18 protein-coding genes and 1 pseudogene are annotated in these 25,070 nt (G+C 47.5%); 8 read left to right on the top strand and 11 right to left on the bottom strand.

From position 1 onward, the window contains the following. Positions 1-394: 394 nt before the first annotated feature. The gene (locus NTW12_00210; protein MCX5844778.1) at positions 395-1,393 is read right to left on the bottom strand and encodes a hypothetical protein; all 999 of its coding nucleotides are present in this window, start codon (positions 1,391-1,393) and stop codon (positions 395-397) included. 190 nt (positions 1,394-1,583) lie between these two features. On the opposite strand from NTW12_00210, the pseudogene NTW12_00215 reads away from it, so the two are divergent. The 6 genes and pseudogenes from NTW12_00215 to NTW12_00240 all read left to right on the top strand — a co-directional run bounded on the left by NTW12_00215 (position 1,584) and on the right by NTW12_00240 (position 9,981). Further along, positions 1,584-1,724, top strand: a pseudogene (locus tag NTW12_00215) (tyrosine-type recombinase/integrase). Between the two features lie 209 nt (positions 1,725-1,933). Next, positions 1,934-3,139, top strand: a complete 1,206-nt coding sequence (locus NTW12_00220; protein MCX5844779.1) for a hypothetical protein — start codon at positions 1,934-1,936, stop codon at positions 3,137-3,139. An 87-nt stretch (positions 3,140-3,226) separates the two neighbouring features. Beyond that, positions 3,227-4,588 carry a TrpB-like pyridoxal phosphate-dependent enzyme gene (locus NTW12_00225; GenBank protein ID MCX5844780.1) on the top strand — a complete coding sequence of 454 codons (1,362 nt, stop codon included), beginning with the start codon at positions 3,227-3,229 and terminating at the stop codon, positions 4,586-4,588. A gap of 405 nt (positions 4,589-4,993) precedes the next feature. Next, on the top strand, positions 4,994-6,352 hold the full coding sequence (locus NTW12_00230) for a replication-associated recombination protein A (protein MCX5844781.1): 1,359 nt from the start codon (positions 4,994-4,996) through the stop codon (positions 6,350-6,352). A 458-nt stretch (positions 6,353-6,810) separates the two neighbouring features. Further along, positions 6,811-8,604: an ATP-binding protein gene (locus NTW12_00235; GenBank protein MCX5844782.1), complete on the top strand. Its 1,794-nt coding sequence runs from the start codon at positions 6,811-6,813 to the stop codon at positions 8,602-8,604. 12 nt (positions 8,605-8,616) lie between these two features. Then, positions 8,617-9,981: a sigma-54 dependent transcriptional regulator gene (locus tag NTW12_00240; protein ID MCX5844783.1), complete on the top strand. Its 1,365-nt coding sequence runs from the start codon at positions 8,617-8,619 to the stop codon at positions 9,979-9,981. 46 nt (positions 9,982-10,027) lie between these two features. Here NTW12_00240 and NTW12_00245 read toward each other — a convergent pair whose 3' ends face one another. The 7 genes from NTW12_00245 to NTW12_00275 form a co-directional block, all read right to left on the bottom strand. Continuing rightward, positions 10,028-10,696, bottom strand: a complete 669-nt coding sequence (locus NTW12_00245) for an enoyl-CoA hydratase/isomerase family protein (protein ID MCX5844784.1) — start codon at positions 10,694-10,696, stop codon at positions 10,028-10,030. 188 nt (positions 10,697-10,884) lie between these two features. Further along, positions 10,885-11,766 carry a 3-methyl-2-oxobutanoate dehydrogenase subunit beta gene (locus NTW12_00250; GenBank protein MCX5844785.1) on the bottom strand — a complete coding sequence of 294 codons (882 nt, stop codon included), beginning with the start codon at positions 11,764-11,766 and terminating at the stop codon, positions 10,885-10,887. A 10-nt stretch (positions 11,767-11,776) separates the two neighbouring features. Then, positions 11,777-12,925, bottom strand: coding sequence for a pyruvate ferredoxin oxidoreductase (gene porA / locus NTW12_00255; protein ID MCX5844786.1), 1,149 nt, complete (start codon positions 12,923-12,925; stop codon positions 11,777-11,779). Beyond that, complete coding sequence (locus NTW12_00260; protein MCX5844787.1) at positions 12,922-14,670, bottom strand: FAD-dependent oxidoreductase; 1,749 nt, start codon at positions 14,668-14,670, stop codon at positions 12,922-12,924. The genes porA and NTW12_00260 overlap by 4 nt, the downstream gene beginning before the upstream one ends. Beyond that, positions 14,667-15,284, bottom strand: a complete 618-nt coding sequence (locus NTW12_00265; GenBank protein ID MCX5844788.1) for a 2-oxoacid:acceptor oxidoreductase family protein — start codon at positions 15,282-15,284, stop codon at positions 14,667-14,669. The genes NTW12_00260 and NTW12_00265 overlap by 4 nt, the downstream gene beginning before the upstream one ends. 19 nt (positions 15,285-15,303) lie before the next feature. After that, positions 15,304-15,906, bottom strand: coding sequence for an XRE family transcriptional regulator (locus NTW12_00270; protein MCX5844789.1), 603 nt, complete (start codon positions 15,904-15,906; stop codon positions 15,304-15,306). 206 nt (positions 15,907-16,112) lie between these two features. Then, positions 16,113-18,611 carry a diguanylate cyclase gene (locus NTW12_00275; GenBank protein ID MCX5844790.1) on the bottom strand — a complete coding sequence of 833 codons (2,499 nt, stop codon included), beginning with the start codon at positions 18,609-18,611 and terminating at the stop codon, positions 16,113-16,115. 373 nt (positions 18,612-18,984) lie between these two features. Between NTW12_00275 and NTW12_00280 the strand changes: the two genes are divergently transcribed. Next, positions 18,985-19,734, top strand: coding sequence for a sulfite exporter TauE/SafE family protein (locus NTW12_00280; GenBank protein MCX5844791.1), 750 nt, complete (start codon positions 18,985-18,987; stop codon positions 19,732-19,734). Positions 19,735-19,737: 3 nt separating this feature from the next. Here NTW12_00280 and corA read toward each other — a convergent pair whose 3' ends face one another. From corA to NTW12_00295, 3 genes are read right to left on the bottom strand one after another with little or no spacing between them, the layout of a single operon-like run. Further along, positions 19,738-20,805 (bottom strand): magnesium/cobalt transporter CorA, encoded by a 1,068-nt coding sequence (corA, locus tag NTW12_00285; protein ID MCX5844792.1) that lies wholly within the window; start codon positions 20,803-20,805, stop codon positions 19,738-19,740. A 6-nt stretch (positions 20,806-20,811) separates the two neighbouring features. Then, the gene (locus NTW12_00290; protein ID MCX5844793.1) at positions 20,812-22,257 is read right to left on the bottom strand and encodes a diadenylate cyclase; all 1,446 of its coding nucleotides are present in this window, start codon (positions 22,255-22,257) and stop codon (positions 20,812-20,814) included. Positions 22,258-22,296: 39 nt separating this feature from the next. Next, a complete protein-coding gene (locus NTW12_00295) occupies positions 22,297-23,577 on the bottom strand; it encodes a CIA30 family protein (protein ID MCX5844794.1) in 1,281 nt (426 codons plus the stop codon). Between the two features lie 475 nt (positions 23,578-24,052). On the opposite strand from NTW12_00295, the gene aroF reads away from it, so the two are divergent. After that, the gene (gene aroF, locus NTW12_00300) at positions 24,053-25,069 is read left to right on the top strand and encodes a 3-deoxy-7-phosphoheptulonate synthase (protein MCX5844795.1); all 1,017 of its coding nucleotides are present in this window, start codon (positions 24,053-24,055) and stop codon (positions 25,067-25,069) included. The last annotated feature ends 1 nt before the right edge of the window (position 25,070 follow it).

The following is a 25,070-nucleotide window of genomic DNA, read 5'->3' on the forward strand; positions in this document are numbered from 1 at the left end:
TCCTCCATCCGTTCCACTATTTTGGCTGTCAAAGAGCGTTTTCTGAGCCCGTGGCGCTGTCTCAGCTACATTTTCGACTCGGCGACTGGAAATATGGCCTGCGCTTCCAGAACCGCCGTGTGACTTTTTACGATGTCGTCAGGTTTTGCTATTAAAATAAAATCGCCTTCACTCAACAGTGCTGGTTTTGTGTAATAATCGTGCAAAGTATATTGATAAGAGTCAGAAAGGTGAACTATGAGAGTTGGCAAATTCCCTGTTCTCTCAACTTGATATAGAATTTCCTCATCATTCGGTATCTCACTACAGTTTGTAACTTTAGAATGAGAACTCATTCGCTCCTTAAAAAATTTTATTATCAGGTAATGTAAGTCTCTTCCCATAATGATGTACCTTATGATTGAATAAATGCTCTTTTCTGGCTCAAATTTTCTAAGAAACTAATAAAACCATCTTGTTCTGGGAGAGAAAATACAATTGCATGAAGTTTCCTGCCGAACATGGGCAAGAACTGTTGCTTAACAAGTTCTATTTTTCTAATAGACTTCTTTATTTCTTCAGGAGTATTATCACGGAGCAAAAGGAATATATCAACATCCGCACCTTCAAAAAGGCCACGCAATACCGAGCCAATAATGTATCCTTCTTTTACAGGTAAATCATTCTCCAAGAACATTTCCAATAACCAACTCTCGATTTCAGCAAGTCTATTTTCCTGACCTTTATCCTGCATGCAAACTTTATCAATAACCCTAGCGAATTCTTCGGGGAACTGATGTTCGCGATAATCTAAAGTTGGATATTTACAGTGTTTTTCAAAAGAATAAATGTGAGCACTCATTTCTGCGAATATTGCTTTGTACTCACGTGGCACAAGATCAAAGTATTGTTCAATTAGCTTTTGAATATCTCGGTTGTTCGGAAGAATGATTTCCCTTTTGGCTTCTTCCCATATTTGCAAATCCCATTTTACTGGCGCAGCTGAATCAGCACCAGAATTCGGTCCAAAACTCGTAAAAGCGCGCCCATTTTTACTTAGCAACAGCCATATTTCCTGTGCAAGTTGAGTAAAGTTAGCAAGCCTTGTTACATCTTCACCTTTCTTCCGCCGCATATTTTCAACATGCTCATAAAGCATATCCCTATAATGCTTTATCTCTTCTATTGTAAATCCTTTGCTCTGAGAAGTTCTCGAGTCGTATTTATCATGACAAGGTAAACACAGGTAAGCCAAGTTATCGAGTTTATTATTTGAGTTATCTCTGTCAATGTGAGCTATTTGCCCTTGCATTTCTTCAAATATCCTTTTTAGGCCAAAACAAAGGCAACATCTTCTACCGCTACAAACTAGAACTTCCTTTTCTATATCGTCGGGGATATGTTTTCGAGCCATGATTTTTTCAGTTTAGCGTAATTATGTATGTACCAGCCAACAATTAATATACCAACTTGGTTCTTATAAGTACTCTTCAAAAGATTAATGTATTTCAGGGAAATAGAAAAGAAAAAAATTATGTTTAATATCAATATGGAAGAGGCTTCATGTTTCTTCTCTATTGTGATAATAAGAATAAAAAGGCTAATTGGTAAAATATGGTATCAATATCAGGGAAATCCAGGAGCTTCTGGGACACAAGAACGTGGAAACAACCATGATCTACACCCACGTCATCAGGAACATGTCAAAAGCGCCGCAGTGTCCTCTGGACTCACTCTATAAATAAGTGTAAAAATTAGAAAAAAGATAGGTACACGTATTATTGTTTGACATGGAGGTTTCTTTTTACCTATAATCGCCGCGCTAAACTGGATAGAATTTTACCCCTCCCCTCAATCCCCTCCCGCGAGGGGAGGGGAAGTTTCTTAACAGGGCAGCTATAGTGTTCGGTTTATTGAGCAAAGATAGAAGGTTGCGGTTTCCAGGGTATACAACATGAGGTTAACCAATTTAGATACGTCGAGGGTTGCAATCATCGGACCGGGCAGACTCGGGACGTCCCTTGCCTATAAGTTCGGCAGGGATGACAAAAGAGTAACCATCTATTATCACGATATTGATGTATGCCGGGCCATTAATAGTGAACACCTGAATCCGAAACACCTGACTCAGGATCTTGCCAAAAGACTCACCGGTATGGACAAGGTTCCCAGGTTGGCTCCAAGGGTCTATGCAACGAATGATCTGGAGAGGGTCGTTGATGATAACGATTTCATTTTTCTTACCATCACGATGAACAGGCTGCCGGAGTTTTTGAATTACCTCAAACCGCTGCTTGAAAAAAAAGCGGGCGATACGTGCCTCGTTTCCCCGATCAAGGGGCTCACCTCCGATGAAATCACGAAAGAACTGATCACACCGTCACAACTGATTAATAATAATCTATTTAATATAAAGAATAAGTATGAGGTGGTGTGTATTGGAGGCCCCTTCTTTGATGTGGATATCATGCTGGGGAATCCTGTTTGTGTCACCGTCGCCGGGAAACCGCATATCGCAAAAATAATAAGGGAGGATCTCATCAGATCCAATCGAAGAGAATTAACTTCCTTCTATAATTTTGATATTGTCGGCGTTGAGGCATGCGGTTCCCTCAAAAATATTGTGGCAAATATCATGGGCGTTATGGATTCTTTGGACCTTGGTAATTCTATTCCGGGAACCATATTTGCGAGGTCCGGCGTTGAAATACGGTCACTGTCAAAATTACTGGGCGGTGGGTTTCAGGCTTTTCAAAGTCAGGCCGGTGTGGGTGATATGTATGTAACCCTGTCTTCTGATGCAAGCAAGAATTATCGGTACGGCAAACTGTTCTATGAATTGTATAGCAGGAATCCCATAGAAACGCACATCAATGTTCTTGAGAGGATAGACGGTACCCCGGAAGGGCCGAATACCATCCGTAATGTGCATAAATATCTGGAAAAAAAGAATATGTACAGTCCCTTGTTTCATTGTGCCTATAAGATATTTAACGAGGTGGGCCATAAAACAGACATCAAGGAACAAATCATCCAGGCATGTCAGTTTGATAAGAGAACAAGAGAATATATCGGGCCTGTTTCAAGGATTTTTTACAGGCTCTTTCCAAACGTATGGTATCGGAGGCATAAAGGATTATTGTCTAATCTGGAAATGTGATCAGGTGGGCATTACATAATTTGATAGTTTACAAATAGCGATAACAGGGCTTGGCAAAGCTCTTAATTAATGAAAAGGAGAATACTTATGGAACAGGTCAAGGTGTTATTGAACGATGATGAAATGCCCAGGCAATGGTACAACATTCAGGCTGACATGCCGACGCCCATGCGACCTCCTCTTCATCCGGGCACGGGTAAACCTGTCGGCCCGGATGATCTGGCCCCCATCTTTCCAATGAATATCATTGAACAGGAAGTGAGCCAGGAACGCTGGATTGATATTCCCGATGCCGTTCTGGAGAAATACCTCCTGTGGCGGCCCACACCGTTGTGCCGGGCGCGGAATTTTGAGAAGCTCCTTGATGCTCCTGTCAAGATATACTATAAAAATGAAGGTGTCAGCCCTGCCGGTTCCCACAAGCCGAATACCGCCATTCCCCAGGCCTATTACAATAAGATTTTTGGTATCAAACGTATTGCTACCGAAACCGGGGCAGGGCAATGGGGGAGCGCGCTGGCTATGGCATGCAAAATGTTTGACCTTGAATGCAGAGTTTTCATGGTACGGGTCAGCTATGAGCAGAAGCCTTACCGGCGTATGATGATGAATGTCTGGGGCGCCGAGTGCATTCCAAGTCCCAGCACCATAACTGAGGCGGGAAGGCAGGTATTGGCTGCCCACCCTGATTCACCGGGAAGTCTTGGCATCGCTATCAGTGAGGCGATCGAGGATGCCGTTACCCATGAAAACTCACGTTATGCTCTGGGAAGCGTTCTGAACCACGTGCTCCTGCACCAGACCATCATAGGCCTGGAGGCACAGAAACAGATGGAAAAGATAGGCGTCTATCCCGATGTCGTCATAGGCTGTGCCGGTGGGGGCAGCAATTTTGCCGGAATAGCTCTTCCCTATGTGCGGGATAAGATATTTGGTAAGAACGTTACTATTATCGGGGCCGAACCATCATCGTGCCCGACCATGACAAGAGGTCCATTTGCCTATGATTTTGGAGACCTTGCCAAAATGACGCCGCTTCTTCCCATGTATACACTCGGCCACGATTTTGTGCCTGCGCCCATTCATGCGGGTGGCTTACGGTACCACGGTATGGCTCCCATTGTCAGCCACCTGGTCAGGGAAAACCTGATGGAGGCAAGGGCGTATAACCAGCTTGAGACTTTTGAGGCCGGTGTAAAATGGGCCCGGACTGAGTGCTTTATACCGGCGCCGGAAACAAATCACGCCATAGCCGCAGTAGTGGATGTAGCCATGCGCGCCAAGGAAGAAGGCAAGGAGAAGGTCATCCTTTTCGACTGGAGCGGTCACGGACTCGTTGATCTTGCTGCCTACGATACCTATCTGGCAGGGAAGCTTGAGCTATCCGATTTTCCGGAAGAAGAAATCAAGAGGGCGTTAAAGGCCCTTGAAGGGTTGCCAAAACCCTAGATGAATCAGCCCTCCGCAAGCTCGTAAGCCGTCAGGGGAATAGCAAGATTCCCCTTGACGGCTTATTTGTTTTTAGACATGGTATACAATAAATTTTAAAACCGCATAGGCGGAACGGCACGTTGAGCACATGGGGAATTACGACCATTTAGAACTTAGATGTCCACGACTTGGGGGTGAAGTCACCTTCTCTTACTGCCGGAAGGAGGGGGGAGAGCTGCCCTGCCTCCGCATTATCACCTGCTGGCATCCATTTTTCCCTGTTGAACAGCATCTGAGAGAGAGTATGACGGCTGATTTATGGGATAACTTCGTCTGTCAGACGCCAAAAGACAAAATCACGACACTCATCGAACTCATTGATGCGGCAAAAAGCCGGGTAAAGCGAGAGAACCCGTAAAGATCATGGATCTATTCGATCAGAAAGATAGTGGGGATGATTTCGGTCCCCTGGCAGACAGGATGAGGCCTCAGACTCTTTCCGAATTTGTGGGGCAACCACATCTTTTAGGCGAAGGCAGTCTGCTTCGCCGTGCCATCGAGGAGGACAAGCTGTTTTCAATGATATTCTGGGGACCGCCAGGTTCCGGCAAGACCACCTTAGCCCGTCTGATTGCACATGAGACAAAATCCCATTATATGAGTTTTTCGGCGGTCCTCTCCGGGGTAAAAGAGATCAGGGCAGTTGTAGATGAGGCAAGTTCACAATGGCGTTACCACCGCAGAAAAACGATTCTGTTTGTCGATGAAATCCACAGGTTCAACAAGGCCCAGCAGGACGCCTTTCTGCCCCATGTCGAAAAAGGTCTCATTACGCTCATCGGCGCCACTACCGAAAATCCGTCTTTTGAAGTAATTTCTCCCCTCCTTTCCCGTTCGCGGGTGATGCTCCTTTCGCCTTATTCCGATGAAGAGCTGTCGGTTATTATCAACCGGGCCATCCATGATAACAAAAGGGGGCTGGGAGCACTTTCTCTTGAGATAGATCAAGAGGCGCTTGACCGCATTATCTGGTCTGCCGATGGAGACGCCCGCATGGCCCTGAACAGCCTCGATGCAGCAGCATCGCTCCTTCGGATTGAAGACAGGAATGAAAGAAAAATTACCCGTGCCGTGGTGGAGGAAGCGCTCCAGAAAAAGGCGCTGCAGTATGACAAGGGAGGAGAGGAACACTACAACCTGATCTCCGCCTTTCACAAGAGTCTCCGGGGAAGCGACCCTGACGCTGCCCTTTACTGGCTGGGGCGTATGCTTACCGCCGGTGAAGACCCCCTGTTCATTGCCCGGCGCATGGTGAGATTTGCGTCCGAAGATGTTGGGAATGCCGATCCGAGAGCCCTTACCATTGCCGTTTCCGCCATGCAGTCCTTTCAGTTTATCGGCTTGCCTGAAGGTGAATTGGCACTGGCCCAGGCCGCTGTGTATCTTGCCACCGCTCCGAAGAGCAATTCCCTGTATGCCGCTTACGGTAAGGTAAAAGAAACGATAAGCCAAACCGGTACCCTCGCCGTGCCTCTCCATATCAGAAATGCCCCTACGCGTTTAATGAAAGATATTGGTTACGGCAAGGGTTATCAGTATGCCCATGACTTTGAAGATGCCTATATTCCCCAGGACTATCTGCCGGATAAGCTGAAAGGAGAGACTTACTATATACCTACAGACAGGGGATATGAGAAGGTAATAAAAGAGAGAATTGAACAGTGGCGGAAGCTTCGAGAATCAATGGATAAAGCAAAGGAAAAAAAGAAAGGGGAGACATAATGTCTCCCCAAATCAGGAGGAGTGAAGGCCTTACACCTTCTCAAGTTTTGTGTTTACTATCGGCTAATCATGCCCGTTTAACCGATAATTTACTTTTGTACTATTTATGATGCACGTCTTGTGCCATGTTCCTATCGAGCTCTGCAAGTTCTTTAATTTATGGAACTAATGCAGGGGGATAAAACAGAAACAGGATGTTTATGATGGGAAACGAGGGGCAAAAAATGTCGATACAGGGGTGACGACTCATAGAGAGTATTTGCATAATCAAGTACTTAAGAAAGTGACGTCAATTGTTTCAAGAATCGACATAATTGTCGAATCTTGTTTTTATAGAAACATTTGATTCTTTCTAGAAGAAAGAAATCGTTGACTTTTATCATAGATGACATAGGATGACCACCTGGTATAAGAGTTGCTCATCAAAAGTTACTCGTCAATCATATTAAAATAATATTATGAAACCGCAGAATAAAGTTATCTGGCAGCACCGTTCACCCAAGTACAACAGGCGTTTTTTACAGCCTATCGCTGTTGCCATTGTCTGTGCTGTTTTTATCGGGCTTATCCTAACCATGGGTATTATGGATCTCCGGAGAAGTGAAAGGAGCCTTATAGGATTCATGGAGAACCAGGGCCTCAGTATTATTGGTGTTGTCGAGAGGCTGTCCCAGGAAAACCTGAATACCTTGATCCAGGCATATCAGATGGATAGCGGTAGTGCCTCCGTTACTATCGCTGACGGCGCTTTGTTACCCCAGAAATCATTAACCGCTGCCATTGTGAATTTAGGGCGCGAGATCGACAATGAATGGAAAGCGAACCGCCTCAATGAGGAATATCTGGGAAAATTTGCCGGGGAAAATAGTTTATGGTTTGTTGCCGTTTTGGATAAAAAAGGGAAGGCCGTGTATCAGAGCAGGTCTCTGACGGCGGAGATTTTTGGTGGAGATTCCTCCGTAACGATAAAAAAAGAGGAAATCACCGTCGACCTTTTCAACAGGCTTGGCAGAGTTGGTAATATCGGATTTGTAGTGCTTCGGCGTAAGGACGAAAGCGGCACGATCATCATTGCCCTGGATCGTGACGGACAGAGATATTGGGGCATGAAGGTGTCTATAGAAAGGGCTCTCGAAAAATTCGGCGAGGGTCTGGGCCAGGGTCTGGTCTATATTACGGTAATTGACGAACGCAATATGACCCTGGGGAGCGCAGGGCAGGTGCCGGAAAAGGGGGATACAGATACTGTGCAAACAGATGAAATCCTTGCAGGTACGAAAAAAGTTCAAAGCCGGAAGATCGTGTCTCATGGCAAAACAATCCTGGATATTGCAGCGCCTGTATTCCTGTTCGGAAAAGTCGCAGGAGTTGCGCGGCTTGGTCTTGATCGAGAGGGTACGGATCAAATTCTTGAAGAAAACAAACGTAATATAATCATTTTTATGACTTCCGTTGTTCTGATTACACTCCTGTCGATGTGGATACTCTACCGCAATCAAAACAGGCATCTGGCGGGGATCGTTGAAATGGAAAGACAGCTTGAGAAGGCTGAAAGGTTGTCTGCCCTTGGCCAGCTTGCCGCAGGTGTGGCCCACGAGATTCGTAATCCCCTCAATGCCATAAGCATGGCCAGTCAGAGACTCAAACGGGAATTTATGCCGGCTGATGAGGATAAGATTAAGGAGTTTCAGACTCTTGCCGGTGTTATTCGTGACGAAATAAGACGATTGAATGGAATTATTGAAGAGTTTTTGACATTTTCGAAAAGCCGCCGCTTGGAACTGCACGACTACCCCGTTACTGAGGTCCTTCAAAAGATTGTCAACCTCATCAGGGAGGAGGCGACCTTGAAAGGAATTACTGTAGAAACCCGGTATAATGGTAAGCCGGCAATCATTCCAATGGATGTGGATAAACTTGAGCAGGCCATCCTCAATTTTGTAAAGAATGCTATGGAATCGATCTCCGGTGAGGGTGTGATCGACATTTCTGTTGATTCGGGCGGTAAGGACCGGGTCAGCATAAAGGTTTCCGATAATGGATGCGGCATGACATCTGAGGAGGTCGAACGGATTTTTAATCCCGAATACACAACGAAGGAAAAGGGTTTGGGCCTTGGGCTTCCCCTTGCACATGAAATTATCCGCGGCCACGGGGGCGAGATTCGTGTCTTGAGCCGGCAGGGTTCAGGGACGACTTTCGAGATCATACTGCCTGCGGGAAGGGTAAGCGATAAAAATGGAAAAGGCTGAAGGAATTCAGGCATGAAGAAGTTAAATATTTTGGTTGTCGAGGACGGTCAGTCACAACGGGAGATGCTCCGGGATTTCCTGATTAAGGAAGGCCATACGGTAGCGGAAGCCGGGAACGGGGATAATGCTATCCGGGGTGTTCTCAAAGGTCATTTTGACATGCTCCTCCTGGATTATAAGATGCCCGGTATGGATGGCATGCAGGTACTTAAAGAAGTGAAGAGAATCAATCCCGAGATTGATGTGGTTATCATTACCGCATACGGAACGATAGAAACAGCAGTGGAAGCCATGAAGGCCGGCGCCATCGATTATATTACCAAACCTATTGAATTTGAAGAGCTTCTTCTTCTTGTAGATAGAGTGTCAGAGCGGCGCACCCTGATTCGGGAAAATGAGATTCTCCGTCAGGATCTGAGAGAAAAGGGCGTCACAGTGGACAAGATTGTTTTTCGCAGCCAGAAGATGAATGTCCTGATCAACATGGCAAGCAGGGTTGCAACCAGCCGCGCCACCGTTCTTATCAAGGGAGAAAGCGGCACAGGCAAGGAACTCATGGCCAGGTTGATCCACAATCTCAGCCCCCGTTCAACAAGACCCATCATTACGGTAAACTGCAGCGCCCTTTCCGAGAATCTGCTTGAGAGCGAGCTTTTCGGTCATGAGCGGGGGGCCTTCACCGGCGCGATGGTAAGAAGAATCGGCAGATTCGAGGAGTCCGACGGGGGGACGCTGTTTTTAGATGAGATAGGTGAAATATCCGCTTCCGTTCAGGTAAAACTCCTTCGTTTCCTACAGGAACGCGAATTCCAGCGTGTGGGCGGTAATCAGACCATCCACTCCGACGTGAGGATCATCAGCGCAACCAACCGCGATCTGGAATCAAAGGTGAAAGAAGGAACCTTCCGGGAAGATCTGTTCTACAGGTTGAATGTGGTTGTCATGGACATTCCCCCTCTTAGAGAGAGAAAGGATGATGTGCCTCCGCTCATTGACCACTTCCTTAGACATTTTGCCGCAGAAAATAGTAAAAAAGTCACGGGGATAACCAGCGAGGCCAGGGATCTGCTGTTAAAATATGATTATCCCGGCAACGTCAGGGAACTTGAGAATATCATTGAGCGTGCTGTGGTGATCTCAAGAAATTCGGTTATCTCGATGGACGACCTTCCCTTTACGGAAGAAAGAATCTATCCGGAGGATGCAGGGAAAAAGGGAGAGGGATTACTCCGGGGGGCGATTGAAGAAATGGAACGTAAATTGATTCTGGAAGCAATGGAGAAGGCGGGTGATCATCAAACGAAGGCCGCCGAAATTCTCGGTATCAGCGAACGCATGCTGCGGTATAAGCTAAAAAAGTACGGACTCAAGGAGTGACGAGGCCGTTCATTTTTAGTGGATTGTGTGGTTCTTTACGCGATTCTCAAGCAGCAAATTTCAATAAATATTGCCGTAAGCCGCGTTTAATATTGGCGTATGTCTTGCGGTCTTTCTTCGCCAGGAGTGTTGCCAGTTCCATTGCCTTGTCAAAAAGTATTTCCTGGGGATAAACCGCAGATACAATTTTCATTGTCAGCGCTTCTGTACCCCCTACCCGCTTTCCGGTCAGCAGGAGTTCGTTGAGGGCGTGGTGGTCAGGCAGCAATCGGAGGATCTCATACATGAGCGGTGAGAATGGAATCTTGATGTCCACTTCGGGAAAACAGAAGAAGCCCTTATCTTCCCTCATCAGGCGGAAATCAAACGTCGTGGCGAGAACGGCGCCCCCCGCATAGGTGTGACCCGTAAGACACCCCACCGTGGGAATGGGGAGCAGGGTGAATCTCAAAAACAATTCGTCAAGGAGTTGTATAAATTTCGGAAAGTAATCGTGTGGTTGTTGAATGATCCAATTCAGGTTGATACCATTACACCAGAATTTCGGATCATTACTCGTTACAATGAGGGCAGCATTTTCTGTGGATGCTTCAAGCTCATCGATAACGTCGTTATATTCGTTAACCACGTTTTCGGTGAGGGTATTCGCATCGGCGCCATTGGCTAAGGTCAAGACATAAACAGCGCCTTCTTTCGTTAACTCCATAGTGGACATACATCAGATCCCCTTCCGGTTTTCATAACCGTCCTTTTCACTATCCATTGCTTCAAGAGGGCCTTCACTGAAAAAGTGTTTTACGATTTGATGTTTGATGTGATTAATAAATTACCTTTCGGGTATGAGAAGTATAGGGGAAGCGGTCTTATCTGTCAATATAATTTGACCCCGCATTCCCCTTGACTTTAGACCCGTTCGCCTGCTTTGCGCAGGAGGAGTTCCCAGTCCTCATTGACCATTTCCTGGATCTGGTCCAGATCCTTATCGGTAAGGTGCCGGAACCGTCCCTGAAGCTTGAAATACTCCCTCACGAGATATTCCTTGGGTTTATAATTGATGGTGTATTGAATGCCGTTTTCCACTTCATAGAGGGGAAAGATATTTGTCTGTACGGCCATGCGGGCGATCTTGATGGACATTTCCGAGGGGATGCGCCAGCCGGTCGGACAGCTCGCATAAATATGGATGAATCGGGAACCCTTCATTTCTTTGGCTTTCCGGACCTTCCGGACAAGATCCTCGGGGAAGGCGATATTTGCAGTGGCGGCGTACGGGATGCGGTGTGCCACCAGCGCCTCAACGATGTTCTTTTTCCGCATTTTTTTCCAGTCCCGGCCGGGCGTGGTCGTCGTCCAGGCGCCGTACGGGGTTGATGAACTGCGCTGCACGCCTGTATTCATGTATGCCTCGTTGTCGTAACATACATAGATGAAGTCCTCATTCCGCTCTACAGCGCCGCTGAGAGCCTGAAACCCGATATCGAAGGTGCCGCCGTCACCCGCCCAGGTGACAACGGTGGTTTCTGAATCTCCCTTCATATCGAGGGCGGCCCGGACACCGCTTGCGACAGCCCCGCCGGTTTCGAATGCGGAATGGATGACCGGAATCTTCAGGGCCGACTGCGGATAAGCCCCGGCAATGATGGACCAGCAACATGCGGGAAGCACCATGATGGTCTTTTCCCCGAGGGCCTTCAGTGTGAACCGCATGGCAATGGCAGCGCCGCATCCGGGGCAGCCCACGTGTCCCGAGTACAGGTACTCTCGGTCTATAGAATCCAATTGCATGATTCACCCCCTAAATTCCCATCCAGACGCTTTCTTTTTCCGGGAATGCCGTGTTTTTGGTCTTCCAGTAGATTTCTTCCAGGAGTTCCACCGTTGCATCGAGACCGCCTATCCCTGCGATGTAGCCGAAAACCGGAGGATGTTCGGGGGCGTTGTATAATGCGGCGCGCACTTCCTGGGCGAAGATACCGCTCGCCCCGAAGGAAAAGTTCCGGTCGATAACGGCGATTTTTTTTGCGCGGGCGGTGGCTTCACGAACCATCGCCACGGGGAAGGGGCGGAACAGCTTCATCTTGAGGATGCCGACCTTTTCTCCCCTGTCCCGCAGAGACTGAAGCACCAGACGGCACGTACTGGTGATCGTTCCGGAGGTCACAAGGATGATCTCCGCGTCATTACAGCAAATGGCATCCACAGGATCGTAACGGCGCTGGAATATCCTGTAAAATTCTTCCTGAATTTCTCTGAGGCAGAAGAGAGATTCCTCCATGGCCTCGGCGATGTTGTGACGCATTTTCATGTAGGCGCCGGGGGGCACAAGCTGGCCGAAAGCGCAGGGATTTTCTGTATCCGCTTGAAACCGTGGCTGGTAAGGGGGAAGAAAACGATCAACCTCTTCTTCGGTGGGCACGTCCACGGGCTCATAGGTATGGGAGAGGTAGAATGCATCGAGTACCACCATCACGGGAAGATACACACGCTCCGCCAGGCGATAGGCCTGGAGCATTGAATCGAGAACCTCCTGACCGTCCTCGCAGTAAAGCTGAATCCACCCCGTATCACGCTGTGCAAGGCTGTCGGTCTGATCGGTCCAGATGTTCCAGCCGGGTGCAAGCGCACGGTTAACTTCGGCCATTACAATCGGAAGCCGTGCGCCCGATGTCCAGTGCAAAAGCTCGTGCATCAGGGCAAGGCCCTGTGAAGCGGTCGCGGTAAATGTCCTCACTCCGCAACTCTGCGCTCCGATCAGCGCGGCCAGGGCGGAGTGCTCGCTCTCCACACGCAGGAACCGGGCGTTCATTGTCCCGTTGGCACAGTATTCCGAAAGAATTTCAACAATATGGGTCTGCGGTGTAATGGGATATGCGGAAATTACTTGAACCCTCGCCAAACGGACTGCCTCGGCGACCGCGTGACTCCCTTCAATGACCCGGTTCATAGCTCCTCCTCCTTCAGGGTCATGGCATTGCGTGGGCACTCCACGACGCAGAGTCCGCACCCCTTGCAGTAGTCGTAGTTGATCTGGCGTTCCTGACATCCCTTTTCCCGGATCACAGCGATATCCGGGCAGAACATGTAGCAGTTATCGCACTGGTTGCAGATTCCGCAATTGAAACAGCGATCGGCCTCCCGGATAGCAAGATTGGTCGAAATCTTGAGATCGATTTCCTCGAAGGACCTGAGACGTTCCTCTCTCAAAAGGCGGGGTTGTGTGATTCTTGGTTGAAACTGGAAATAATCGGTGTTTATTTCCTCATAGCCGATGATGTGAGGATTTCTAAGGCGGCGATCTCCTCCCATATACACTTCCATGGAAAGCGATGGTCCCTGTCCCACCATACATGCCTGCAGCTTCGGCACGATGGCATCCACACCGTCCTGAAATAAGATATCAAGGGCCATTGCCGCCTGTTTCCCGGAAGCGACCGCATGCACTACGCTCTTCGTTTCGTTTATCAGGTCCCCCCCGAACACCAAAGCAGGCCTCCTATCGGGACAGACCAGAAGGGTATTTGTCAGCGCCAGGGATATTCCGGACTTTTCGGAGGGATTGAACCAGGTTTCGGAAGGCCCCGCGCCGGTTGCCTTGAAGACGCGCGCTACCCGTACTTCATGGTTTTTCCCTTCCTGTGGCAGAACGTGTGCCCTTCCGCGGCTGTCTTCTCCGGAGATTTTCATCTCCTGCAATGTTACAACGCATTGTCCACTTTCTGCCGCAATTTTTACCGGGGCGACGAGTTCCCTGAGTTCCACGCCCTCTTCAAGGGCCATCTGCAACTCTGTCTCAAAGGCCGGCATGTCGCGCCGCCGGCGTCTGTATAAAATCAAAGCCTTACCGCCGAGACGAACGATGCTCCGCGCCACATCGATGGCGGTGTTTCCCCCGCCGATGACGGCCGCCAGGCCGCTTAAAGAGATTGTCTCACCCTGGCGAATCCGCTTTAGGAACGTTAGCCCGTCTTCGACCAAGTTTACGTCCTCGCAGGGGATGCCAAGCTCTATCGTGCGGGAATGCCCGCAGCCCATGAAGACGGCATCATAGTAGCTCCCTGCATCCTGAAGGAATTCCTTACCGATTTTTTGTCCCGTCCGAATGTGAATGCCTTGTGATTCAATCTGGGCGATATCGTTTCGCAGGGCGGGAGGGGGAAGACGGTAGAGGGGTATTCCCCAGCGGAGCACTCCCCCCGGCTCCGGCATGGCCTCGAAGACATCACATACGTATCCCAGCCGCACCAGAAAATAGGCGGCGGCGAGACCGGCCGGTCCTGCGCCCGCCACCGCTATCTTTTGCTTTTTGGCGGTAAATCGCGGGAGGGCGGGCTTCAGATCATAACGGCTGGCAGTCTCTGCTAGAAACCGCTCAATGGTGTGGATGGCTAAGGCTTCGTCAAACTCCCTGCGGTTGCATATCCCTTCGCAGGGATGGTAACAAATACGCCCGCAGACGGACGGGAAGGGATTTTCACTGAGAATCGTCTCCCAGGCTTCTTTGAAAAGTCCCTGCGCAGTCAGCATCTCGATCCGGGCAATGTCTTCTCCGGCCGGGCAGGCCGCACTGCATGGGGATGTTTTTTCGTCGTACAGAGGCCGGAGAAAACGCCATGAGCCGGTCTTGTTGCTTTCCGTGGACTGAGAGGAATGGGGTACCAAGAGTGGAATGGCGTTGGCTATTTCATTCATACTTCATTCCCTGATGGGTTTTCAAGGGTTGTTGTGCCAAGCGGTTCAACGGATTCTACCAATCCCAGAAGCTGCACCTCCCTGTAAGCATCTTCTGCAGCGGATATATTTTGCATGTACATGTCGGGGAGTTCTTCCCGGATAACCTCGCGAATCGCATCTAAGGGGAGCATACCTATCATACGTGCAAATGCCCCAATCATGGATGTGTTAACAATGGGATGAGTCCGCGTTCCCAGTTGGTTTCTCAGGGCGATCCGGTTCGCATCGACAAAGGCCAGCCGGTAGCCGATAAAAGGTTTTCGATCGGCGGGGGCAGCGGAACTGTTGATGAGGATCCAGCCCCCAAGCTTAAGTCCCCGGGTAACATTGACCCCATAGAGAAGGGTCTGATCCTGGACCACGACGTGATCGGGGTAGTATACGTTTGTCCTGAGAAGAATCTTCTCTTTGTTGAGACGGACATAGGCCTCGACAGGGGCTCCGCGCCTCTCGACGCCGAAGAAAGGAAAGCTTTGAACCTGATACCCGGCCCGAAAGAATGCCTTGGCCAACAGGATTGTTGCAACAACGGTTCCCTGACCGCCGCGCCCGTGGAAGCGAATTTCAAGCATCGTCAACTGCCCGCCTTTTTTATACCTTACTCCATACTACAGCGATTGCCCTGACCGGGTTTTCGTCCAGAGATCGAAAACTGTGATTTATGTCCGATTCAAAATAGAGTGTGTCACCCGGCTGGAGTATTTCCACCCGGTCGTCAGTCCGGAATTCCAGTCGTCCTTCGAGAACAAATACGAATTCTTCCCCTTCGTGATTTGTAAATACCATGTCACCCGTATCTAAAGGTTGAAACTCGACCAGGAGGGGTTCCATATGCTTGTCGGTTTTATGTGTCTCAAGGGATTCATAGATATAATCGACCTCCCCTTCGTGGTGATGCGGCCGTCGCTTAATCCTGATCCTTTCCCCGCTCCGGGTGACTGATATTTTCATGCCGGCCGCTTCCTCCTCAAAGAAAGAAGCCATGCCTGCATTGAAAGCCTTCGCCAGTTTCAGAAGCGTCGCCACGGGGGGGACTACTTCACCACTTTCAATCTCGGCTAAAACAGACTTTGGAATGCCGGTCCTGGCTGCCAGATCCTGCAAGGTGATCTGCTTTTTGTGTCGGAGTTCTTTCACAATGCGTCCTATTTTCAGTCCCTCAGCAGCCGTGTCCATACCTTCATTGTGTGTCATCTCTTCACCTCAACGGCAGTCATGTTCCCATGAAAAAAACTGCTTGAAATTCAAAGTTTGTTGATGCCGGTCATTACGTTTTTTCTAAAGAATCACTTTTCGGTAGGATAAGTATAAAACAAGATGAGCTTGTATGTCAAGGATAAGGAACGGCTTCAGATTTGGAGGGGAAAGCCAATATATTAAATATTGAACGAGGGAACTGGTTAAATATGAGCCGGTTTTTCATTTTCTGCCACAGGCTCAGGATAGCGGCAATCGTGTTTCGCATCTCCTGCCACTGCTACCTGATTGCGGCCCCTGTGTTTTGCAGTGTAGAGGGCGGCATCAGCAACCTGGAGAACGGCCTCCCCCGTGGAGCCATGATCCGGAAATATGGCTACTCCCAGAGAAAGGGTAATGCTTTCGAGCGGCTGCTCATTATAGTATATCCGCAGGTGCTGTACCGTACGCCTTATATCTTCGGCTCGTTTTTGGGTAAATTCAAGAGACGCCCCCGGCATTATCAAGGTAAATTCCTCCCCTCCGTACCGGCAGGCTACGTCTTCTTTACGGACATTGATTTGCAGGAATTTCCCCAGATCTTTCAGCACTATGTCACCTGCCTCATGCCCAAAGGTATTATTGAATCTCCTGAAGTGATCAATATCAATCATTATAATTCCCACGGGAGTTCCATAACGCTCGGAGCGGCCTATCTCACGAGTCAGGGTCTCCTCCATGTAGCGGCGATTGAAAAGACCGGTGAGAGGATCACGGGTGGCCTGTTGTTTCAAGGTATCTCTCAGTTTTATATTTGCCAGTGCCAGAGAAAAAAGGTCAGCCATAGTGATGGCCAATTGCTGCATCTCTACATTGATTCCTTCTGAGCGTTCGTAAAAATCCGGTTTGGCGGGAAGTGATCCGGATGAAATCTGTTGCTGCAAATGCAGCATCCCTATAGTTTTCCCTTGTGCTGATAAGGGAACACAAAGACTGCTTTTCCCCACGGTACCGGAGAGATGCGGGCAGCGTGAATCCGAAAGAGAATCAGCTTTCACATGCCTTTTGCCGTGTCGTAGAGCGCAGCAATCTTCTGGAATAAACACCTTTTCCCCCGATAGTCCTTTTCCCCAGAAAGTGACGGCCTCAACCAGATTCCGGGACGAGTCAAATATAAACAGGGATCCTGCTGCAGCGGGGAATAATTTCTGAGCAAATTGGCTCATAATTGAGTATGTTTCTTCAAGAGAACCGCATATTTGGAGCTTTTCAGACATTTGATTAAAGAGAGAGGTCCTCTGGTAACGTAAGCTATATTCATATACCATGGAATGAAGTTTGTAATTAGCTTGTTCTATCGCTTCCTCTGCACGTTTCCGTTCGGTAATATCCCTATTTACTCCGCGATAACCTTTGAAATGCCCTTGATTATCAAAGAAGGGAACGCCATTTGTGATAAGACATACATGTTCACCATTCTTTCTTGTTCTCCAGCTCTCAAGGTCTTTTATAGGTTTTTTATCTTTCATTATTTCAATTAAGATTTCCCGCATCTGTTCAAGGTTTTCCGCTAAAAAAAAGTCAGAAAAAGACTTGCCGATGATTTCTTCAGGAGTATAGCCTAATACTGTCAGCACCTTCTCGGAACTATATGAGTATACCCCATTCTTATCAATCTCCCAGATCCAGTCGGCCATATTGTTTGAAATATCGCTGATACGCTTTTCGCTCTCCCGCAGTGCGGACTCGGCCTGGATTTTTTCCGTTATATCCATAGTATTCCCTAGTACTGCCTGTTTGCCCTCGTACGTAATGGATGCGACCATCTCCATGAGCCATCTGATACGGCCCTCCCGGTCTACAATACGAAATTCATAGGGAGTGGATCGCTTTCCCTCCAGCATGTCAACGGCATTTTTTCTTACTATTTCACGATCATCTGGATATACAAAATCAAGAATGTCCATCTCGATCAACTCTTCCTCCAGGTATCCAGAGTACTCCGGTATATGGGGGTTTACAAATTGAAGCTTTCCATTCTGGACTATATAAACCCCTGTGTGTGAATTGTTCGCCAGTGTCCTGTAGAGTTCTTCCGCCTGCTTGCGCTCGGTGATTTCACATTGCAGTTCTTCATTGATATTTCTAATGTCTTTGGTGCGCTCGGCAACGATTTCTTCCAATTGAGCTTTGTGCTTTCTCAGTTCCTCTTCCGCCTGCCTGCGCTCAGTGATTTCTTGCTGGAGCTGAATGTTTTGCCCCTCCAATTGCTTTTGCAAGCGGCGCACAGCCAGGTGTTTTTCAACCCGGGCCAAAACCTCTGCCGATCGGAACGGTTTAGTGATGTAGTCAATGCCACCTGCATTGAAGCCCTCGACTTTGTTTGCGGCCTCATCTATGCCGCTAATGAAGATCACGGGGATACTGCAGCTCTTCTCATTGGATTTCAAATGACGGCAGACTTCGTAGCCGTCCATCTCCGGCATTGTCACATCCAGCATAATCAGGTCCGGTACCTCTGCTTCCACTGATTTTAGTGCCATGCGTCCGCTGAAGGCAGGACGTACCCGATAGCTATGATTCGTAAGGATATCTGTCAACAGATCCATGATTTCAGGGGAATCATCAACAACCAGAATTTGGGGTGGATTCTCCTTTCGCAATTCCTCAGCCTGCTTGCCATACGATTCTCCTGCTTTCAATTTAGTATCCATCTGATTCATTTTTCCCATCTTATTTATTAGATTTTCTTTAGTTATATTTTTTTCTATTAGTGAAATCTGCTGATCTGGTGAACTCGACTGCTATCAACAATGTATGAATATACATAATATGATTGCTCTCCTTCAGGGGTAAAGCATAACTTACTGATAATAAAACATAAAATAAGGAAACGTAAGTCTATTAACAATATTATTTTACTGATTATCCCAAATATACTGCAGTCTAATGAAAACTAATATATAAGAAGAAACGGAATAATTGATAGATATATACCATGGTTATCGGTGATTTTAGCGTATACTTTAGAAAAATAGTGATAAAAGCGCTAACTATTTTCGATATTCACAGTTTTTAAAACGCAGGGAGATGATTGTGAGCTTCTTAATCGGTATAATTGCCGGTGTCTTTGGCGGTCTGGTTGGGCTCGGGGGTGGTGTCCTGATGATTCCCCTCATGGTCAGCATGAAAAAAATAGGGCAGCACAAAGCCCACGGCACAAGTCTGGTCGCTGTGGTATTTACAGGTATTATCGGCGCTATTATCTACAGCTTATATAATGCCCTGGATGTGTGGGCTGCAATCCTTATATCCTTTGCCGCCCTGTGGCCTGCTCGATACGGGGCGAAATACTGCTGCGAAGTGCCGGAATTAAAACTGAAACGGGCATTTGGGGTATTTTTGATTATTGTTTCCTTTTTTGTTCTGCTAAAACCTTATCTTCCATCACTTCCCTATTCGGATATGAACGCGTCGAAGGCACTGATCCTTCTCATTATAGGTGTGGCAACGGGATTTGTTTCAGGAGTCATGGGGGTCGGGGGCGGTCCCATTATGATCAGCGGTATGGTACTTCTGGCGGGTTTTGATCAGCTCACAGCTCAGGGCAGTTCTCTTTTGGCCATGGTATCTCTGGGAGCCGTGGGAGCCTTCACCCATTGGCGTCTGGGTAATGTGGATACAGGTCTTCTGAAAGGTCTTATTCCTGGAATAATTATAGGAACTTACGCAGGTGGATCATGTGCCCATCTCTTGCCCGAATTGACATTGAGGGTCATCTTTGCCGCCATCCTGATCTGGACCGGAAGCCGCTATGTAAAATCACCTGCGCCATCATGCGAATAAATTTTACAACCACCTCTTTTTCCTGAAATACACGAGCATGGAAACAACGATAGTGATCATGATACTCCAGATAAAAAAATAACCCCAGTGCCATTCAAGCTCCGGCATGTACTTAAAATTCATGCCGTAAACACCGGCCAAGAATGTCAGCGGCATAAAAATAGTGGCGATGATGGTTAAGACTTTCATGATTTCATTCATTCTGTTACTGATACTCGAGAGGTATATATCAAGGATGCCGGAAAGCATATCCCTGAAAGTCTCTATGGTATCTATCACCTGAATAGTGTGATCGTAAATGTCTTTCAGGAATAAACCTGTGGATTCTTGAATTAACTGACATTCTGAACGCTCAAGACTGCTGATGGTTTCACGCAGGGGCCAGACCGATTTTCGTAAAAAGATCATTTCTCTTTTCAGGTGTTGAATGGCCTGCAGAGTTTGTGTTGAGGGGTTTTTGACCAGCGATTCTTCTATAATTTCAATTTTTTCACCCAGGTGTTCGAGAATAGTGAAATAATTATCAACGATAGTATCGATGAGCGAATACGCAAGGTAATCCGCCCCGGATTTTCTCAGCCGCCCCTTTCCTGCCCGGATTCTTTCCCGGATGGGTTTAAATATGTCTGTCTCTTTTTCCTGGAAGGAAATGACGAATGTCGGTCCGAGGATAATACTTATTTGTTCTGAAGTTGTCTCGTTGTTTTCATCGGCATGATTGTAGAAAGTTTTGAGAACGATATAGATGTATTCACAGAAATCCTCCATCTTGGGGCGTTGATCCGTATTGAGGATATCTTCCAGCGTGAGGGGGTGCAATCCGAAAACTGCGCCCAGCTCTTCCAGTATCTGGGTATCATGGATACCTTCGATATGTATCCACGCGACTGTCGGACTATCCTTGAATTGCCGACATTCTCCCACTGTTTTGATTTCTTTTTCCTGCAAATGGGCTTCATCGTAATCAAAAACAGTGATTTTTGTTTTTTCCGCCAATCGATCCCCGATATGAATGAGAGACCCCGGAGGAAGACCGGCCTTTCCGGATCGTTTTTTAAGCCGCCTGACCATTCTGATCTATCTCCTTGCCTTGATGACCACTTTTATGGATGGCGCCTTTCTCCCTTCCCATTGAACTTCCGGGGGGATAATGAGCTTTGGCGCCAATGTTGTTGTCGAAGTTAATGGTCTCAAATCAATCGGTGCTGTACGTATTTTAATTTTACTTCGCTGCAGCGTGCCTGGTACTAGAACCGTGATTGATGACGGCGTTACGGTAATCTTCTGGATGGTAATTCCTGAGGCTGGTTCGTTTTCAGTTACAACCTCAACGGGAACAGAAACACGGACAAATCGTGACGCACTGACTGTGATCCGGCTGGGCTTGATCCCCACCACGGTTAAGTTTGAAGGGGTATTTATCATTTCTTTCGTAAGTGCAATATCCTGTCTTCCCTCCTGGAGTTGTGACAGATTCAGTGAAATCTTGAGTGTATCCATATTCATAAGTTGAAATGCCTGCGAGGGGCCGACCACCATTACCTTGGCATCCGTAATTTTGGGCTCTTCTATGACCCATTCCGATGATACGTTCAGATATTCGACAGGTAGTATAAAATCCTTGTATATCGACTCTCTCTGGTATCCGAAAATCATCCAGAGAGCGCAGGCAAGGAGGATGGCAATGACCTTTTCCTTTGTATTTTCCTTTAACCATAGTGCAATAGGTCCCTGCTTCTTTACGGGTGTTTTGCTGATATAATACGACACCAGGTCACCTTTGAGGGCTGATGCGCTTACCTCTTTGATCCGTTCACCTTCGGCAATAGAGATGGTTCCCCTCTCCTCCGAAACAACAATGCAGATGGCATCCGACCGTTCAGAGAGGCCAAGGGCCGCTGTATGGCGAAGACCAACATTTCCGTATTGACTGGCATTCGGGGAGAGAGGCAGATGACATCCAAAACGTGTTACTGTTCTTCCGTCAATAACAACGGCGCCGTCATGGCCTACAGAATGAGGATCAAAAATGCTCTCCAGCAGCGGCTCGCTGAGAGTGCCATTCAGTTCCGTACCGCCACTCAGGTGTCTGTCAAGAGGATCGTTTCCCTGAATAACAATCAGGGCGCCGATGTGCTTCCGGGCAAAATTCGCTACCGTCTGGGCAATGATTTCAGAGGTCTGTCCGTGGGATGTCGTTCTTGGAATCTTTTTTCTGATTATTCCCAGAATGGCAAGGCGTTCAAAGAATCTCCGAAGATCTTCCTGGAAGATGACAACGAGGACGAAGAGCAGGATGGCAAAAAATCCCTGCAGCACAACCGTGGTAAGGTAGAGCTGGAAAAATTTGGCAACGACATAAATAAAACCTAAGAGGCTGATGCCTAATAAAACAAACCGGGATGCCCTGTCTTTAAACCAGATCAGGAGCGCGGAAATCATGATAGAGATGATCGCAATGTCGAAGATATCCTGAATACGTATGCTTAAGAACATTGCCAAAGCGCTATCAAACATGGTCATTTTCTTTCTTGCTGAAGTTATCCTGTTTGTGTTCCCGCATCAATCCCGGTAGAAACTGATTCGGTCAACCCATACGGTTCCTTTAATGTCTGAATTTCGTCTCACATCTATGCCGATCTCAAATCCCTCTACCCGGTGCAGTCGCATGACCTGATCTCCCGGTTCAGCCCCGTACCTCTTCGCACCTTCTGTTATCCAGCCCCTGCCAATGAACATTCTATTAAAAGGAATTCTGATCTTTTCCCATTCCTTGTCGGTTTCGAAGTTTCCGACCCATGTGTCAATCTTATTAGGATTATCGGTATGGGATGTCTTGAAGGTAACTGAAGCGTAAAATCTATGTGTAGACCTAACGTAAAACTCAATGCCGTCGTAGAGGCTTATATCCCGCTTCTTTCTGTTCCCAATGTGCGCCCACCGTGGCCGTTCATCGGTGATCAGGTTAAAATCAATTTTCAGAGACTTTTTCGAACCTTGTACACCCTCCGTACGGTCTATACTTGACTGATAGTAGGCTTTTTTACCTGCCTTCATCAGGATCCAAGAAGGATCGGTAGATGAGCCTTCAAAGTCTTCATTCATGGGCCCGGAATCACGGATGTCTGAAGGCTTGAATAGTCGAGTTTTCATAGTAATTGCCGCTGTGGCTTGGCCGGTTCTGACATTGATCAATCTCAGGTTTATGTCCCACTCGTCCCTAAGCTCTGCAAATGTTCCCGTAAGAATAAGATCGGCTATAAGGAGTTTCCCTGCAACTTTATCAGGGGTTTCTCTGGCTATGCCACTCATGCTTAATTCAATTTCGTTCATGACGGATTTGAGCTTGGATCGCTCGAGCACAATAAACTGTCCTGAATCGATCAGTGCCGAGGTGAGTTCTTCGAGGCTGACTCTTCCTGCTTCTTTTTCACGCCCTCTTATGACCTCAAAGTCCACAACCGCAATGGTTTTTTTAGGGATCATCAATTTCAATACGGTTTCGGCCTTATGGGTTACCGGCTTTTCAAACTCGATAACTGCGGTATTGCCGCGGATTGTCTTGACTGTTGCTGGTTTTCCATCCACTTCGGTTTTTATGCCTTCGACAAGAATGCTTTTCTGCACGACCTGCTGGGCAATTTCGCTGACAGGTGATCCGGGCGTCTTTTTCAATTCAGGTATTTTTAGGGCTACAGTAACTTCATTGCCGGAGGTATTCTGAACAACGCCATCGACGTACAGGAGACTTCCTGATTCGATCTTTTCCGCTTTTCCCATCGTGCCGCAGGCAGATACTGAAAAAGCCAAGCATATAAGGAAAAAAATATCTAAGGGTCTCATTTCAACCTCCTGAAGAAATATTAAAATATATTCTATTTTAGAACATGCTAATATAATTTTTGCAATAGTCAATGTTGATGAGAATCATTTTTTTCTTGACAATGGTCCGGAGATATGGTTTTACTCTCTCCAGTAAAAGGAAAGCGTTTATACATGATGGACAGAATGAACAGCATTGGGATTACCAAGTTTTATTATTTTTGGAGCTATTATTATTTCCCATTGGTCTGCCCATCGCTCAGGAGGAATTAACACCAATTAAATGAAACATAGAAGCCATGGGTAGACCGAAAGAAGCTGCCCATGGCTTTTTTATTTTCTTCAGGCCATGGCAGCGATATTCGCCATGGCCTTTTTTAATTCAATGAGACTTGAGCTTTTTCACGGCAAGGCCGCAGAAAAAGGACGTAGTCGAATTGACCCTGAGCAAGTCGAAGGGTCTTCGTATTTATGATTTATTAAGGAGGGATACATTGTGATTATTGTGATGAAAAAGAATGCAACTGAAGGACAGATCGAGAACGTTATCGGGTGGATAGAGTCGGTGGGATACAATGCTCATCCTTCCCGGGGAGTGGAACGAACCATTATAGGGGCTGTCGGTGATGAACGGGGTAAGGCCTATTTAAAGTTTGCCGAATCCCTTTCCGGTGTGGAAAAAGTCATGTCCATCCTTAAGCCGTATAAGCTTGCCAGCCGGGAGTCCAGGGAAGAAAATACCATTATCACTGTAGGAGATGTGGAAATTGGCGGCCCACGATTTGTGGTAATGGCCGGTCCCTGTGCTGTTGAAAGTGAGGAACAGATGATGGAAAGCGCCTACGTCGTAAAAAAAGGCGGCGCACACATCCTCCGAGGGGGTGCATTTAAACCGAGAACATCTCCCTACAGCTTCCAGGGCATGGAAGAAGAGGGTCTCAAGTTATTAGCAAAGGCTAGGGAAAAGACAGGCCTCCCTGTTGTTACGGAGGTCATGGATCCGGCGCATGTCGATCTGGTGGAGGCGTATGCAGACATCCTCCAAGTGGGGGCGCGCAATGTCCAGAATTTTTCTCTCCTCAAAAAGGTTGGACTGTCGAGGAAACCGGTCCTTTTGAAACGGGGGATGATGACGACCATTGAAGAACTGCTCATGTCTGCGGAATACATCCTCTCTTCGGGAAACAATCAGGTCATTCTCTGTGAGAGGGGCATCCGTACCTTTGAGACTGCTACCCGCAATACCCTTGATATCAGTGCTGTTCCTGTTTTGAAGGAATTAACGCATCTCCCTGTCATTATTGATCCCAGTCACGCATCGGGTAACTGGAAATATGTCATCCCCCTCAGTAGGGCAGCCATGGCAGTCGGGGCGGACGGGATTCTTGTCGAAGTTCACCCTGAGCCCGAAAAGGCCGTTTCCGATGGAAACCAATCTCTCAAGCCTGAAACATTCTATCAGTTGATGGAGGAGATAAAAATTTTTGAGAGTGTCATGAAAAAAATTGCATAGG

This window comes from Deltaproteobacteria bacterium, from assembly GCA_026388545.1.
Classification (GTDB): domain Bacteria; phylum Desulfobacterota; class Syntrophia; order Syntrophales; family UBA2185; genus JAPLJS01.